The following is a 15846-nucleotide window of genomic DNA, read 5'->3' as shown; positions in this document are numbered from 1 at the left end:
CGACCCCCACCGGCCCACCTCCCTGGGTGAACCGCTCAGGGCTTCGGCGGGCGCGGTCAACACCGTCACCTTCAGCGCCGACGGACGCACCCTGGCCACGGGAGGTGGTGACGGCACCGTTCGCCTCTGGAACACCACCGACCCCCACCGGCCCACCTCCCTGGGTGAACCGCTCAGGGCTTCGGCGGGCGCGGTCAACACCGTCACCTTCAGCGCCGACGGACGCACCCTGGCCGCCGGAAGCGATGACGGCACCGTCAGGCTCTGGAACACCACCGACCCCCACCAGCCCACCTCCCTGGGCGAACCGCTCAAGGGATCGGCGGACACCGTCAACTCCCTCGCCTTCAGCTCCGACAACCGTACGCTCGCTGTGGGCGGAAGCGACGGGATCGTTGCACTGTGGCGCACCGACGACGAGCACGCACCGACCCGCCTCGGTCAACCGCTGATAGGCCCGGCCCGGGCCGTGAACTCGGTGGCATTCGACCCGGACACACAGATCCTGGCGGTAGCGAGCCTGGACGCTACGGTCCGCTTGCTGGACCTGTCGGCGGACGCCGCGATCCAACGGCTCTGCGCCACCAGTGCGGGTGCCCTTGCCCGCGACCGCTGGAACCAGTACATGCCCCAGCTTCCGTACCGTCAGCCCTGTACGGCGTGACCGGTACTCAGCCTGGCGGCACCAGTCGCGGCCCACGGGAGCCGAGTTCGAAGTCGTATGGCGCGTTCGGAGCATCGGGGGCATCCACGTGAATGGTCCCGTAGGAGCCGCGGCCCAGGCGGCTGACGGTTACCGTGGCAGGGTAGGGGTATATGTTGCCAGTGGCACAGTCTGGAACGCAGCTCCTCTGCCACAACTGCCCCCTCGCGGTGGCTGTCGATGCGCCCCACCCGGACCAGGACATCCCTTCCATCTCCGCTCCCGCGTCACCGCAGAACAGAAGGAACGAGTCAGGCGCGGCCACCGGTTGCCCATCGCACCCGTAGATCACGACCGAAGGAACGGCGGGCGACGTGTCCGGCACGGCTGTCGGCGTGTCCGACCGCGTCGACCCCGTTCTGGTCACCGCCGGCGCCGGGCGAGGCTCGGTTGCCCCGCACCCCGCCATAAGAACCGCCGCGGCGCCCACCAGCACACCCAGGCCCCACCACCCACGATCCCGATCCACCATCGGTCCCCCCAAGCGATCTGAGATGCCTCACCGGCCAACTCATGCTAGTGACAACTCACTTGCAGGACAGGGCAATCCGAGCCAGATTCTGCTCGACGGCCTCGATCATCTGCGGAATCCAGATGACGAGGACTGCCGAGGTGACATTGCCGAGTAGGCGTAGCCGCACTTGTCGTACCGGGCACGAGGCCAAGCGCATGCGTCACCGCCGGCTGGCCCCCCTCTAGTGAGCTGGTCCGGAGATTCTTGAGCAGTAGCGGCAGATTCGGTCGATGATCTGGTCGGCGGTCTTGGTCCACTTGAATGGGTGGGCGCTGTCGTTCCAGTTCTTGATCCAGTCCTCGAGCGTGGTCTTCAGGTCGTCGAGCGCGCAGAAGACTCCACGCTCGAGGCAGCGCCGTTCCAGCTCCGCGAACCACCGCTCGACCTGGTTGATCCAGGACGAGTACGTCGGCGTGAAGTGCAGCTGGACGCGAGGATGCGCGATCAGCCAGCGGTGCACCACGGGTGACTTGTGGGTGGACAGGTTGTCGCAGATCACGTGGACCGCCAGGCCCGGCTCGGTCTGGCGGTCGATCTCGTCGAGGAAGTCCCGGAAGTCGACGGCGCGATGCTGGGCGGACACTCGGCTGATGACCTTGCCGGTGGCGACGTTCAGTGCGGCGAACAGGTCCACGGTGCCGTGGCGGATGTAGTCGAAGCTGCGGCGTTCGGGGACCCCGGGCAACATCGGCAGCACCGGCGTGGTCCGCTCCAGGGCCTGGATCTGCGGTTTCTCGTCCACCGTGAAGACCACCGCGTTCGCCGGCGGGGCCAGGTAGAGGCCGACCACGTCCCGGATCTTGTCGATCAGCAGTGGGTCCGGAGAGATCTTGAAGGTCTCCGTCCGCCAGGGCTGCAGCCCGAAGGCCCGCCAGGTTCGCAGCACGCTCGAGGGTGAGATGCCGACCTTCGCGGCCAGCTCCCGCTTGGACCAGTGGGTGGAGCCCTCCGGCGTCTCCTCCAGCGTGCGCACCACTACCTCCTCCACCTGGGCGTCGGTGATGGTGCGCGGGACTCCGGGCCGCGGTTCGTCGGCCAGGCTGTCCAGACGCTCGTGCAGGAACCGGGCCCGCCACCGGTTGACCGTGCCCCGGTTGACCCCCAACCGGGCGGCCACCGCGATGTTGCTGCCGCCCTCTGCGCAAGCCAGCACGATTCGCGCCCGCATCGCGAGCCCTTGGGCGGTCCTGCGTCGGGTCGCCCATCTCTGCATCAGCCGCTCCGAATCCGACAGGACCAGCGGCCGCTTCTGCTGTCACCCATACGGACAGCAGACCGCGGGGCTGGCGCCATGTCACCACCCGGAGCGCGGAGAACACCGAAACTGTGACGCGAAGCGCCTCACGTGGCGACCGCAGATCTCAAGACCAGCTCACTAGTCGAAGACCACCAAGACTCGTAGCGTCCTGCTGATGGCTCACCAATTCGGGAGCGAGACTGCCCTGCGCAGCGGCGTCACATCAACTGCGCCAGGTGGCATGCCAACCTCCCCGTACCAGCCATGCACCGTCCTCCAACCCAGCTTCGCTGAGCCGGCTTCCCGATCCAGTGACCGTACGCAGTCGTTGGAGAGCAGGATCGCCGTCCAGACGAAGTTCGCGTGCTGAAGGGGAAGTTCCAGTTCGTCGATGCGGGCGAACGTGATCAGCATGAGCAGATCGTTAGCTGGGATGGCACCGTCTCGGACCGCGCTGAAGGGCAGGGCATCGAGATCGCCGTGGAAGGGGGCGTGCGGCGCGAAGCGCGCCTTGACTTGAATCCGGGCCAGATCGGCGTAGCGGTCTTCTGGCGGAACGTCAGCACTGATGCAGGGTGCGGTGTTGGTAGCCGTGTCCCAGGCCCACCGTTCCCCTTGGCGTTGCCGGGCGAAGTCGCGGATCGACGGGACTCTCTCGGTGATCGCCTTCCATGGCGCGGCGAGATCTACAGCGAGCGGGTTGCGCCGCTTGGTCGCCGACGAAGGCATCGACCCGAGAGTAGGGCCGTAGGTACCCGAGGCATCGAAGCCCGTTCGGACGCCCCGAGCTCGCAGGTAGGCGTCCTGAACGGAGGTGCTTGGCCACAGGGCAGCCGCTGTCAGCGCCTCGGCAAGTCCACCAATCGGGTCGCTGAGGTTCGGTGCCAGACCGGCCTCGACGAACTGCTCACGGACAGACCAGTAGCTCAGCAGGCTCTCGCTCAATCCAGTGGTGGCCGCCAGACCCGCACTTAACATGTCCCTCGTCCTCTCCTCAACCGGTTCGGTGGGCTCGAAACTCGACAACGTATAACTCGACAGCAGGCTTGCCTAGTGAACGGACGGGAGGTGCCACAGTCCGTTGGCGTAGCTGGTGTTGCGCCGCTGCCCGAGTAGTACGGTTCCGTCGTCGACCAAAACGAGGTGGACGCCGACGACCAGCGTCAGCGGGTCCGTCCCCGGTTTGCGGGGCTCCCTGTCCGCCGGCGGGCCGGTGTGGTCGAGCTGGGTCACGAGATCCTCCCGGTGGGCCGGTCGGCGGCAGCGGCGAGCAGCGTGAGGTAGTGGTGCATGTAGGGCGGGACCAGGCGGTCGGTGGCCTGGTCGAACGGCACCCAGGCGACGGCCTGGCCTTCGTCGCCGAGCCGGATCGCCTCCGGCGGGCCGTCGTAGACCGCCCGGAGCACCCGCGACATCTGGCCGACCCGCTCATGCCGGGGCCCCTCCAGGGGTCGCACGTCGGTGACGACGACGCCGGCCTCCTCCAGCACCTCGCGCGTCGCGGTCTCGGCCGGGTTCTCGTCGCCCTCGCGCCAACCACCGATCGGAGTCCAGTGGTTCGGCCACGCGATGCCGTCCTTCTGGTCCCGGTGGTGCATCAGCAGGTGGCCGTGCCGGTTCGTCACGAACACGATCACGCCCTCGAAGTCCTGCTCCGGTGGCGCCGGGCGCTCCAGGTAGAGCACCCGGCCGGAGCGGGCGGCGCGGAGTACCTGGAGGTCTTGCCGGTACTCCTCCGGCGTCAGGAAGTGGCGCCAGTTGTAGTCGGTCTCGAAGCGGAACTCGCTGTGCTCACGGGGGTCGAGGACGATGCGGGCCTGCTGCTCGGCGGAGAGCACGCCGCCGTCGAAGACCCAGCCGATGGAGGGGACCGGGCGCCGGGCATCGGCCTCCTGGTGGATCACGGCGATCAGGCGCTGCCGGGCGACCGGCTCGGGGTTCTCGGCCAGCAGGTCGAGGCCGATCTCCTCGCGGGCCTCGCGCAGCGCGGTGGTGAACGGGCTCTCCCCGGGCTCGGCGTTGCCCCCCGGCCAGTCCCAGCGGTCGGTGTCGACCGCGTTGCGCAGGCCCAGGACCCGGCCCTGCTGGTCGCGCAGCAGGAAGCAGGCGTAGGTCATCGGTCGGGCGATGGTCCGCACGTACTCGCTGACCGGCTTCCATCCGGCTGCGAGGCGGCTGGTGAGCCAGTCGATCACCTGCCGGTAGCCGTTGCTGGTGGTCGGCAGCGCGTCAGGGGTGAACCAGCCCCAGGCGTCGTGCTCGGTGAACGTGACCAGTGTGTCGGCGGGCACCGTGACGGTGAAGACGAACTGCCGGGTCCTGCGCCCCCGGGTGTTGGTGAAGTCCAGGTGTCTGGCGTACTCGAGTTCCGCCGGATCGAGGACGATCCCGGTCTCCTCGGCCAGCTCCCGCACCGCGCCGAGCAGCGGGTCCTCGTCGGGGTCCAGTCCGCCGGCCGGGTAGTCCCAGATGCCCGGCAGGACGTCGTCCGGGAGGCGGCGCATCAGCAGCACCCGGCCCTGCGGGTCGAGCACCACCGTTCCGGCGGCCAGCTTCTCCATACCCTCGGCCCACGCCTGGTCGGCGAGCAGCTTGTACGAGATCACGCGTTCTCCTCTTCGCTGGACCGCTGCACGGGGATGCCGGTGCGGTCGTTCTGGAGGTCCCACAGCTCCCGGAACCGGCCGCCGGTGTCGGCCACCAGTTCGTCGAAGGTGCCGCACTGGATGACCTCGCCGTGGTCGAGGACCACGATCCGGTCGGCGATGGCGACGTTGGTGAGCCGGTGCGTCACCAGCACCACGGCTTTGTCGTTGGCGAGTTCACGCAGGTTGGTGAAGATCCGGTGCTCCGCGCGGGGGTCGAGCGCGGCGGTCGGCTCGTCCATGACCAGCAGCCCGGCCCGGCGGTAGAAGGCGCGGGCCAGTGCGAGGCGCTGCCACTGGCCGCCGGACAGCTCCTCGCCGCCCAGCCACTCAACCGCGAGCAGCGTGCCCAGGCCCGAGCGCAGCTCCGCCAGCACCTCGTCCGCCCCTGAGGCCCGGGCGGCGGCCCACAGGGCCTCGTCGTCGCCGTCGTCGTGGGGCTGGCCGAGCGTGATGTTCTCCCTGGCGGTCAGGGGCCAGCGCGCGTAGTTCTGTGGGACGACCGCGACCTGCTCCCACATGGCCTGTGGGTCCATGGTCCGGGTGTCGGTGCCGTCCCATTCCACCGCGCCTTCGCCCGGGGCCGGGGTGTAGAGGCCGGCGAGGCACTTGGCGAGCGTCGTCTTGCCGGAGCCGTTCTCCCCGACGAGCGCCACGATCTCCCCTCGATCGACGTGCAGGGTCACGCCGTTGAGCGCGGTGCGGTCGCTGGCCGGGTAGGAGTAGGTCAGCTCCTTGACCGTCACCCGGCGGGGCGGCTCCGGCCGGTGGGTGCCGGTGCGCAGGGCGAAGCCCCCGGCGCTGTCCAGGAAGCCGAAGAAGTCGTCCAGGTACATGCCGATACGGAACAGGTAGGCGCCGTAGCCGACGATCCCGGCGAGGCTGTTGGAGACCGCGGTGAGGACGACGACAGCAGCGCCGCCGTGGGGCAGGCTCATCCGGCCGCTGGTGACCAGCCACGCCATCGTCGCCCACACGATCCCGGCGCCGAGCCCGGAGACGAGCGCGCCGACTACGGAGACCTTCGCGGTCGCCCTGGCGGCGTCCCGGGCGTTGCGGTCCAGGCGCTGGCCGACCTGGTCGTACTTGTCCATCAGGAAGCCGCTCATGGTGTCGGAGCGGACCTGGTCGGCCTGGGCCTTGACGTGGATGTACCAGCGCAGGTTCGCCATGACCCGCCGGTCGGCCATGGCGTCGCGGCTGGCGAGGTACTGCACCCGGGCGGCGCGCACCGAGGCGAGGCCCTGCGGCAGCGCTGCCAGCACCAGCAGGGGCAGCAGCAGCGGGTGGAGGTAGGCGATGACGGAGGCCGCGCCGATCAGCGAGCCGAGCGAGGCCAGCAGGTTCTGTGCCTCGCCCAGGATCTCGACGCACATCTCCGCGCCCCGGTCGGCCGCCTCCAGGTCGTCGGAGTACCCGGAGTGGTCGTAGGCGGTCAGCTCAGTGGCGAGGGTGGCGCGCAGTACCGTCGCCTCGGCCTCGCGGGCGATGCGGGGGGACAGGCGCACGGTGATGGTCTGGTTGACGATGCCGAGCAGTCGGCGCAGCCCCGCGGTGGCGGCGATGACGAGGATGGAGGGCAGGGCAGCCATCAGGCGGCTGGTCGTCGCGCCGGAGGTGAAGACGGCGCTGATGCCGTTGGCGGTGGCGAAGAGGCCGGTTGCGCCCAGGGTGGCGGACAGGATCTGGCAGGTGAGCAGGAGCGCGGCGGAGCGGGGTTCGATGCGCCAGGTGAGGGCGTAGGCGCGGGCGACGACCTGGGGCAGGCGGCGGGCCATCGCGGTGACGGTGATCGCCCGGGTCGCCTCGACGCGGCGCTTGTCGCCGCTGAACTCCAGCTGCTCGTCCGCGATGGGGGTGGCGGTTGTGGTCAAGCGGTGGCCTCCCAGCCCTCGGCCTTGGTCCGGATGGTGTGCAGGTGCTCGGCGAGGAACCAGGCGGGGTCGCCGCCGAGCATGTGGAGCAGGACGAGCGCCGTGAGGGCGGTGTCGCACGCCTCGGCGCGTACGTCGTCCCAGGTGTGGGAGTGGCCCTTGTTCGGGTTGACGCCCAGGGCTCCGATGACGGCCTGCGCGAGTTCGCCGGCCTCTTCCTGGACCTTGAGCGCTTGCAGGATCTGGCGCTGTTCGGGCGGGCCATCGAATCGTGAATTCAGCTTATTAGCAACCAAGTTGGCGACGTTCAGCAGCTCTTCCATGGGGGTTGATCCTGCTCCCTGTTCGAATTCGCGTCCAAGCGTCGGGCGGTTCCCGGCGGTTCTCGGCGGTTCTCGGCGAGCCCGGGTCGAAGACCACGTTTTCGATTCCGGCCGGGCCCCTCACCACAAGGTCGGGTCCTCCTTCGGCAGGGGGTTGTGACTGTTCACGCTTGTTGGCGATTGCTCACGTTTGTTGGCGAGATCGGCCACGGAGCCGAACAGGTCACGTTGAGTTACGGACAAGATCGGTGATCGCCTGCGGATGACGAGCCCGCCATGCTGCCGTGGAGCCATGACGACATCGAAGTCGAAGGCCCTCGTCCGCTCCGATGCGTGTTCGCTGAACGAGCTTATCGTTCCGTACAGCTGTGGCGGGACTCGCGGAAAATTGTCGTTGGGTGAGGGCTGGCTCCGGCAGTGGACCACTTCCTGGGTGATCGGCGACGGCGAGGTCGCCTGGCCCGTACGGGACCTGGGCTCGGTGCCCGTGCTGTCGTCCCGGCCGGTCCGCAAGTTCACGTGGAGGGCCCGCCAGGGTCACAGGCCTGGCCTGCAGTTCATGGTGTCGACCGGCCGACACCACGCCTTCGAGTCACTGGAGGAGCAACGGCTGCTGCTCGCGCTCGACTTCCTCCGCGCCAGCGAGGTGCTGCCGCAGCCATTCCGGCTCGACTTCGACCACGCCAGGGGCCGCGGCCAGCACATCCGGATTTCCTGGCCGTGATGCCCGGGGGCATGGTGCTCTTCGACGTCCGGCCGGGCGATCGGATCGAGGACGACGACCGGCTGAAGTTCGACGCCGCGGCGGAGGTGGCCACCTCCTGCGGCTGGCAGTACGTCGTGGTGACGGGCTGGCGCCAGCACGTTTACAGCGTCCTTGATCACCTGTCGTCCCAGCGCAGACCGCTGAAGGACCAGCTGAATCTGCAGCGACAGCTGATCAGCCAGGTCGATCAAGGACCCGTGCCCTTCGGCGAACTGGTGGATTGCACGAGCCTGCCGGTGGTGGCCCGGGCTCATGCGACGCATCTGCTCTGGCACCGGCGTCTCGCGGTCGACCTGGGCCGGCCACTCGGCGACGGTTCGCTGGTCTGGCTCGGGCAGCGAACTCGCCGGCGGCCGTGATGGCGGGCGGACGCGGCCTGTTGAACCTCGCGCCGGGCAGCCAGCTGCGGCTGAACGGCGTCGAGTGGACTGTCGACGCGATCGAGCCGCAGAAGGGGCGCTTCACGCTCTCGGACGGCGAGGGCCGATCCGAGATCCGCCCGATCCGCTGGCTGATCCACCACCCGGACGCCCGCCCGGTCACCACAACGGCGTCCTTGGCACGGCCGGCCGACGCCGGGCAGTCCCAGTCTCTGGCGGACCTGACGGCGGACCAGCTGGAGCGGGCCCGGATCAGGGCCGAGCACGTGCTGGAGGCGAGCACGGGATTCCGGGACGGCCGCGCGGACCGCGCCCGGCCGGGGGAACCCCGGCCCGCATACGACCCGGCGACGACCACGCTCGGCCAGCGCCGGGCTGCGAAAGTCGCCGAATGCGAGGCCATGCCCCGGCACGAGGCGGCCAGGCTGGGCCTGCAGTTCATGAGCCGCCGAACCTTGGAGAGGCTCACCGCCCTGAGCGGGGAGAGCCTGCTGCTGGCCTGCGCGGACGGCCGGTGGACCCGCCGCAGTGGCGGGCACCCCAGCGTCACCGAGGAGGTCCGCAAGGCGATCTTCGCGGTCAAGGCCGAATGCGGTGACCGGTCCACGATCTCGATGACGGCAAAGCACCGGCTGGTGCACCAGCTCATGGCAGAGACCTTCAAGGATTTCCCGACGGAGAAGATCCCCAGCCGGATGACGCTGACCCGGGTCTGGGACGAGTGGTTCGGCTCCGGCGGGGCCAGAGCGCGCTACGCACGCTCGGCCCAGGCCGCCGCAGAGGCCGGGGTCGGCCAGCGGCTGGTGGTCTATCGCCCTGGCCAGGTGATCGCCCTGGACTCGACGCCGCTGCCGGTCAAGCTCCGCGAGACGGTCTTCGGCGAGGCAGTCTCCGCGACGCTCACACTGGGGCTGGATCTCTACACGCACGCGGCGCCCGCGTTCCGGCTGACGCTGGAGTCGGACACGTCGGTGGACGTCGCGATGCTGCTGCGGGACGTGATGCTGCCGCTGCCGATGCGCGAGGGCTGGGGCGAGGACATGGCCTGGCCCTATCCCGGGGTCCCTGCGGAGATCGTCACCGAGTTCGCCGGCCACGAGGTCGCCGCCCTGCCGTTCTTCGCGCCGGAGACTGTGACCACCGACCACGGCAGCGCCTAGAAGAACCACGACCTGGTCGAGGCCGAGAGGGTGCTGGGCTGCAACATCCTGCCGGCCCGCACCTTCCGAGCCAGCGACAAGTTCGCGGTCGAGCGGGCCTTCCGCGCGTTCAACACAATGCTGTTCGAGCACCTGCTCGGCTACACCGGCGTCGACGTCGCCGACCGCGGGGCCGATCCCGAGGCCGACGCGGTGCTGACCAGGTCGCAGATGGAGCACGTGATCGCGACCTTCATCGTGAAGGTCTGGCAGAACCACAAGCTCGGCGAATACGCGCCCGCCTGGGGACCGGGCGAGGAGCACAGCCCCAACTCGCTGTTTGCCGCCGCCATGCAGCAGGGCGGCTGGTCCATGCAGATCCCCGAGCCGCAGCTCTACTACAAGGTCTTGCGCAAACACCACGTGATGATCCACCCGAGGCGGGGGGTGAAGATTCTCGGGCTTTGGTACTACGACGAGGTCCTTGAGCAGGAGCGTTTCGCCGGGCACTCCGGCCGTGGCGGGAAGCACAGGGGTAAGTGGGTTATCCACAGTGACCGAAGGGACCGGCGCCAGGTCTTCGTCCAGGATCCGCTCGACCGCGACCGCTGGCACGACCTGCGCTGGACCGGGCTGCCGCCCCGGGGCGAGGTACCGGCCTTCTCGGACAAGAGCGTAGGGCAACTGCTCTCCGTCGTCCGCGAGCGCAAGCTCGCCCCCAAGTCGCAGGCCGAGCTGTTGCCGCTGCTCCTGGAGATCCTCGGTCAGGTGACCCCGGTCGAGCAGTGGCCGACCCGGCAGCAGGAAGCCAAGAAGCAGGCTAAGAAGGCGGCGAAGCGGGACCGGGTTGCACGCTCGCGCGAGATCTCGCGGGCCCAGACCGCCGCGGCCGACCGGACTGGCACCGCCGTGTCGGCCGAGCCCGTCGCCTGGGCCGATCACGCCCGCGAGGTCGCCCGGGCCGTCGACACCGACCGGCGCCGACGCCGTGAGGAGGCCACCGCCGCACGCAACGGGCCACGGGCCGCCCCGAGGCTGCTGAACGACTCCCTCAAGAGCCGCCACATGTTCTTGATGCCCTCCCTGCTGGATGACGAGGACGACGAGGACGAACCCGAACAGGAGAACGCATGAACCCCGACGACCTGGCCGCAGGCCGCTTGGAAGGACTTCCCTCACGGCTGCAGATCGGCGCCCTGGTCCTGCAGGACGCCCCGCACCGGGACACCTTCGCCGGGTGGCAGCACTACCGCCGCACCCGCGACCTGCTCGTCCCGCCGCCCCGGCTCACCCTGCGGCAGCGCAAGATGCTGCCCGAGGACCGCCGCTCGGACTACGACACGTACCGCGGGCTGACGAACGTGAACCTGCCCCTGCAGGAAACCCCGATGCTGCAGCACGTCACCCGGCTGATCAGCCGGCGTCTTCGAGGCAACACCCTGCGGCGCAATAGTCCGACCCTGCCCGGCGTCATGGTCAACGGCTGGGGCAACAACGGCAAGACTGCCACGGTCTGCTCGATCGCCGCCGCGTTCGAGGACCAGTGGCTGGACCTGCACGAACACCTCAATCCCACCGCAGTCCCAGGCACCAGAGACCTCCACGCTCCGGTCGTCTATGTCCAGACCCCGGTCACCGCCACTCCGAAGAGCCTCTGCGAGTCGATCCTGAACTTCTTCGGCCGCGAACGCTGGAAGTTCACGCTCCCGCAGCTGATTGGGCAGGTCGCCGACTGCCTGCGCGACCACGGCGTCAAGGTGCTGATCATCGACTTTACCGACCGCGGGTAGTGCCGCCCGTGATGTCCGTCTGGGCCTGTGACCAGGGCGTCGCGGGCTCGTTTACCGACCGTGTCCGGAGCGCCCGTCATGTTCCGGAGTCGGTGCGGAGGACAAGTGGCACGGCGAGTGGTGGTCGGGGACCTGAGGGTCCAGCAGATCGACCGGAAGGACGGGCGGCGGTCGTGGACGATCATGTGGCCCGAGGGCAGTATCCACATGGAGGCGGACCGGTTCCTGCGCCTGCACGACGGGTCGGGGACGCAGAAGACCTACGCGTACTACCTGGTGGACCACCTGCGGTGGCTGGAGCGCGAGTGCCTGGCCTTCGACAAGGTCGTGCTGCGTGACCTTGAGCGCTACATGGGGATCGTCGGCGCGGAGGTCCTCATGCCGCTCGGCGAGCCGTGGCGGATCGGCAAGCGCCCCTACGGCCGCTCCGCGCTGTCCACTGCGGCGGCCTGCCTGAAGGGCTTCTACCTGCACCAGTCCTCGCTCGGCGTGAACGGTGAGCTCGGCAAGAAGCTCGACACCTCCCGGTTGCCCACGCGGGCGGACCGCCGCCGCGCATTTCTGGGACATGTGAAGAACACGCTGCCCACCAACCCACTCGCGCCGACGGGGCCGCACCGCCGGCACCCGAAGATGCTCCCTGACGGCGCGCGGGAGAAGCTCCTGGCCACCGTGAACTCGGCCAGGGACCGGCTGCTGGTGACCTGGCTGGCCGACGGCGGACTGCGGATCGGAGAGCTCTGCGGGCTGCACCTGGTGGACCTGCACCTGCGTGAGAACGCGGCCTGCGGCGAGTGCCGCACCCCGCACGTCCACGTCTGCCACCGCCTCGGCAACCCGAACCGGGCGGAGGCGAAGACCAAGCATCCCTGGCGGATCGAGCGCGGCACGGTGACGGGCGGGCTGATCAAGCGGGTCAGCCCGGCGATGGTGCACACCTACTTCGAGTACCTCACCGGCGGTGAGTATCCGCGCGACACTGCCGGGCACGGCATGCTCCTGGTCCAGCTGCACGGCCCTGGGACCGGGCAGCCGTGGGCGCCGGTCGGGGCCCGCCGGATGCTGGGCCGGGCCGGGAAACGCGCTGGTCTGGGGCTCGTGAAACCCCACGCATTTCGGCACAGCTTTACCAGCGCGGTTCTCGACGCCTCCGACGGCAACCTGCTGATCGCCCGCGATGCCGGAGGGTGGGCCTCGGCCGCGATGGTCGACGAGGTCTACGGACATGTCGATGTCCACGACCCGGCCTTCGACGCCGCGCTCCGCGCGGTCTGGGGTGAGACGAAGTGACCGTGAAATCGTTGCTGCCGCTCTACACCGACCGCCCCGACCGCGAAGGGCGCGACCGGCTGGAGATCCTCACCGCGCTGATCGGCGCCCCGGCCTTCGACCCGATCTTCCGCGACGTCATCATCCGTGTCCCGCAGGGCCACCGCGTCTACCAGTGGGCCTGTGTGGTCGACGCGTGCGAACGGGCCCGGCACAGCGGGTTGGACCTCTGCTCGACGCACTTCCAGGAGTGGAGAACGGCCCGGGCGTCCGGAACGACCCGGGCAGAGTTCCTCACCACCGCCGAGCCGCTGCCGCGCGCCGAGTACGACCGGGAAGGGTCCTGCCTGATCTGCCCCGACCGACCCACCTCGCCGCGCACCGAGCTGCGGTTGTGCATCCGTCACTACGGCGCGTGGAAGTATTCGGTCTCCGTCCGGGACGCGTCGGTGGACTTCGACCAGTGGGTGGCAGATCAGGAGCCGTGCGAGGGCTACGGGAACTGCCAGGTCACCGTCTGTCCCGGGCTGGCGTTGTCCCCGCTGGGGCTTTGCTGCTGGCACCGGCACCGCTACATGCGCGACCGCCGTCCGGGAGGGGCGGCCCTCCCGTCGAGCTGGTGGCAGCGCTACGAGAAACAGGGGCAGCCGGTTCGTGTCTCCTACGCGGACCAGAACGCGTTCCGTGCCTGGTGCGCGGCCGTTGGCCCGGCACCGCGGCCGGGGCAGGTCAACCTGCGCGGCCTGCGGCCCCTGTTGCGGGCTGAGATCCAGTGGGGTCTGTTCGCCCACACCCAGGAGGACCGGCACAGCATCTGGAAGCTGGACTGGATCCAGAAGCTCGTCAACCTCGCACGCGAGCGCGACGCCGGCTCACTGACCGATCTGGACCTGGACGGCTTCCCCCGCTTCCACACGGCGATCGTGAAGAAGATGCTCCACTACCTGCGGCTGGTCTACTTCACCCCGCAGCAGGCACGGGAGGCCGGGTTCATCGAGACCGACCACTTCGGCATCCGCTTCCCGGCCCGGGCCAGCCACATCGACCTCACCGCCATCTCCCAGCGCTGGCTTCGGGACCTGCTCTGGGACTACACCGCCGACCTGATCAGCTCACCGCGCCGCCCGCGCACCGCCGCGCCGATCGACGGCATCCGCCGGGCCTGCACCGAGCTCAGCGCGTTCCTGGAGGTCGACGCCACCAGCGGCGGCCACGACCCATCTGCCTTGCGGGTCGAGCACATGACCCGGTTCGTCGCCGACCAGAGGCACCGTGAACAGAACGGCCTGCCGTCGCTGGTGATGAAGGGACTGGCCGGGGAGCCCTCGACGGTCACCCAGGTCACCCGCACCGATGTCTTCAACGGGGTGCGCAAGCTCCTGCGGGACGCGCTGGAGCACGGGACCGCCGAACGGCTCGCGCTGGACCGGGAGTTCATCATCGCGATGCCCTATGCCGGGAACGAGACGCTTCGGGCCCGTCGGCCGTTCCCCGACGAGGTCGCCCGCGCCCTGGCCGACGGGGACAACCTCACCCGGCTCGCCGAGGTCCACGACCCTGATGACCTGGGATTGAGGGACGTCTGGGAGACGATCGTGGTGACGGGTCGGCGAGTCGGCGAGGTCGTGAAACTGCGCTGGGACTGCATCGGCCGCTACGGCGGCCTGGCAATGTTCTGGCACGACCAGACCAAAGTCGGAAACTACGACGTGGCGATCCGCATCCCGGACCGTCTCTACGACCTGCTCGCCGAGCGCCAGCGCAAGACGCTGGACCGCTTCGTCGCCCGGCACGGCCGTCGACCGACGGGCAGCGAACGGGCCCGGCTGGCCCTGTTCGCCACCAAGGTCCGCAACCCCGCCGGCACCACCGCGCTGTCCTACACGTGGTTCAACCGCGGCTTCCGGGACTGGGTGAACGAACTCGACCTGGGACAGCTCGTCCCCCATCAGGCTCGCCACACGCTGGCCACCAATCTGCTGCGGGCCGGTGCCTCACTGACCCACATCCGCCGTTACCTCGGCCAGGTTTCAGACCGCATGGCCGAGCATTACGTGCATCTGACCAGCACTGATCTGGAGGACGTGCTCCAGCATATCTGGGTCGCCGGCCCCGGCACCGCCCAACCGGGCCAACTCCTGGCCGGGGACGCCACCCCGCTCACCCGCGAGCAGGCCCAGGCCCTGGCGATCGACCTGTCGCGCCGCAGTACCCCGGCCGAGGGCGGGTTCTGCACCTTCCAGCCCGTCGTCGAGGGCGGCGCCTGCCCCTGGAACCTGGACTGCCACAACTGCGACAAGTTCGTCCTGTCCGGCGCCGACCTCCTCTACTGGCGGCGCAAGCGCGAACAGTGGCGACTCTTGGCTGAGGGTGCCCCCGATGACGCCACCGCCGACTACCTCCATCGCTACTTCGAACCCACCGCCCGCGCCATCGACGGCCTGGAGAGTGCTCTGGCCTGCCTCGGTCTGCTCGACGACGCCCTCGCCCTGGACCTGCGCAAACCCCAGGACTACTTCCACCGCGTGTGGTCCACCGCCTTCCGCGCCGCCGACCTCGCCCAGGCCGCCGAGGACGAACAGGGCCAGGTCGACGACACCACCGATGATCAGGAGCAATGCGCGTGACCGCCACTGTCCCCGACCCGCGCACCGCCGCGGCCCTGGCAGCCCGCCACTGCAGAACCGCAGCCGCCCTCGGACGGGTCCGCGACGCCATCACCCGGCTCCGCCGCGAGAAGACCCAGGTCAGCGTCGCCGCCGTCGCCCGCCGCGCGAACGTCTCCCGCACCTTCCTCTACGACCACCCCGACGCCAGGGCCGCAGTCGCCGCCGCGATGGCGGAGGCCGGCGAACGCCGGACCCAGATGGTCACCGACCAGGACGAGGCACGCGAGGCGACCTGGCGCGAGCGGGCCCTGAACGCCGAGGACGGCCTCAAGGCCGCCCACGCCGAGATCCTCACCCAGCGCACCCGCATCGGGGAACTCCTCGGACAGGTACGCGACTTGGAAGCTGAGTGGACCCAGGAGGCCATCCAGCGGATCACCACCGAGAACACCACCCTCAAGCAGCGCGTCCGCCAGCTCACCGCCGACAACAAGTCCTTCGACGAACGACTCAAGGCTGCCCGATCGAACCTGCGGTTCCAAGACCGCCGCGTCGCCGACCTCGAAGCTCAGATCGCCACCCCGCCGGGATGATCCG

The 15846-nt window shown here is 69.5% G+C and carries 15 protein-coding genes; 9 read left to right on the top strand and 6 right to left on the bottom strand.

Annotation, left to right across the window (positions count from 1 at the left end; all coding sequences use genetic code 11):
• On the top strand, positions 1-664 hold a 664-nt coding region (locus ACZ3UD_RS24060), incomplete at its 5' end, for a WD40 repeat domain-containing protein (protein ID WP_465591211.1).
• A gap of 734 nt (positions 665-1398) precedes the next feature.
• Here the strand turns inward: ACZ3UD_RS24060 and ACZ3UD_RS24055 are convergent.
• From ACZ3UD_RS24055 to ACZ3UD_RS24030, 6 genes are all read right to left on the bottom strand, one after another.
• Positions 1399-2430 carry an IS630 family transposase gene (locus ACZ3UD_RS24055; protein ID WP_465591208.1) on the bottom strand — a complete coding sequence of 344 codons (1032 nt, stop codon included), beginning with the start codon at positions 2428-2430 and terminating at the stop codon, positions 1399-1401.
• Positions 2431-2634: 204 nt separating this feature from the next.
• On the bottom strand, positions 2635-3399 hold the full coding sequence (locus tag ACZ3UD_RS24050) for a hypothetical protein (RefSeq protein WP_465591205.1): 765 nt from the start codon (positions 3397-3399) through the stop codon (positions 2635-2637).
• A gap of 105 nt (positions 3400-3504) precedes the next feature.
• A complete protein-coding gene (locus ACZ3UD_RS24045) occupies positions 3505-3687 on the bottom strand; it encodes a hypothetical protein (RefSeq protein ID WP_465591202.1) in 183 nt (60 codons plus the stop codon).
• Complete coding sequence (locus ACZ3UD_RS24040; RefSeq protein ID WP_465591199.1) at positions 3684-5060, bottom strand: NUDIX hydrolase; 1377 nt, start codon at positions 5058-5060, stop codon at positions 3684-3686. The genes ACZ3UD_RS24045 and ACZ3UD_RS24040 overlap by 4 nt, the downstream gene beginning before the upstream one ends.
• Positions 5057-6973 (bottom strand): ABC transporter ATP-binding protein, encoded by a 1917-nt coding sequence (locus ACZ3UD_RS24035; RefSeq protein WP_465591196.1) that lies wholly within the window; start codon positions 6971-6973, stop codon positions 5057-5059. The genes ACZ3UD_RS24040 and ACZ3UD_RS24035 overlap by 4 nt, the downstream gene beginning before the upstream one ends.
• Positions 6970-7296, bottom strand: coding sequence for a MazG-like family protein (locus ACZ3UD_RS24030; protein WP_465591193.1), 327 nt, complete (start codon positions 7294-7296; stop codon positions 6970-6972). Before ACZ3UD_RS24030 ends, ACZ3UD_RS24035 begins: the two co-directional genes overlap by 4 nt.
• A 292-nt stretch (positions 7297-7588) precedes the next feature.
• Between ACZ3UD_RS24030 and ACZ3UD_RS24025 the strand changes: the two genes are divergently transcribed.
• From ACZ3UD_RS24025 to ACZ3UD_RS23990, 8 genes are all read left to right on the top strand, one after another.
• Complete coding sequence (locus ACZ3UD_RS24025) at positions 7589-8020, top strand: hypothetical protein (RefSeq protein ID WP_465591190.1); 432 nt, start codon at positions 7589-7591, stop codon at positions 8018-8020.
• 11 nt (positions 8021-8031) lie between these two features.
• Positions 8032-8421 (top strand): hypothetical protein, encoded by a 390-nt coding sequence (locus ACZ3UD_RS24020; RefSeq protein ID WP_465591187.1) that lies wholly within the window; start codon positions 8032-8034, stop codon positions 8419-8421.
• Positions 8422-8441: 20 nt separating this feature from the next.
• Positions 8442-9602, top strand: a complete 1161-nt coding sequence (locus ACZ3UD_RS24015) for a hypothetical protein (RefSeq protein WP_465591184.1) — start codon at positions 8442-8444, stop codon at positions 9600-9602.
• A gap of 30 nt (positions 9603-9632) precedes the next feature.
• Positions 9633-10715 carry a hypothetical protein gene (locus tag ACZ3UD_RS24010; RefSeq protein WP_465591181.1) on the top strand — a complete coding sequence of 361 codons (1083 nt, stop codon included), beginning with the start codon at positions 9633-9635 and terminating at the stop codon, positions 10713-10715.
• Positions 10712-11371 (top strand): TniB family NTP-binding protein, encoded by a 660-nt coding sequence (locus ACZ3UD_RS24005; protein ID WP_465591178.1) that lies wholly within the window; start codon positions 10712-10714, stop codon positions 11369-11371. Before ACZ3UD_RS24010 ends, ACZ3UD_RS24005 begins: the two co-directional genes overlap by 4 nt.
• Before the next feature lie 105 nt (positions 11372-11476).
• On the top strand, positions 11477-12661 hold the full coding sequence (locus tag ACZ3UD_RS24000) for a tyrosine-type recombinase/integrase (RefSeq protein ID WP_465591175.1): 1185 nt from the start codon (positions 11477-11479) through the stop codon (positions 12659-12661).
• Positions 12658-15267 carry a tyrosine-type recombinase/integrase gene (locus tag ACZ3UD_RS23995; protein ID WP_465591172.1) on the top strand — a complete coding sequence of 870 codons (2610 nt, stop codon included), beginning with the start codon at positions 12658-12660 and terminating at the stop codon, positions 15265-15267. The genes ACZ3UD_RS24000 and ACZ3UD_RS23995 overlap by 4 nt, the downstream gene beginning before the upstream one ends.
• On the top strand, positions 15264-15842 hold the full coding sequence (locus tag ACZ3UD_RS23990) for a DUF6262 family protein (protein WP_465591169.1): 579 nt from the start codon (positions 15264-15266) through the stop codon (positions 15840-15842). The genes ACZ3UD_RS23995 and ACZ3UD_RS23990 overlap by 4 nt, the downstream gene beginning before the upstream one ends.
• The last annotated feature ends 4 nt before the right edge of the window (positions 15843-15846 follow it).

This window comes from Kitasatospora sp. NPDC023118 (genome assembly GCF_055560875.1).
Note: the sequence above shows the minus strand (reverse complement) of the source record. Positions and strands in the feature narration are given on the sequence as shown.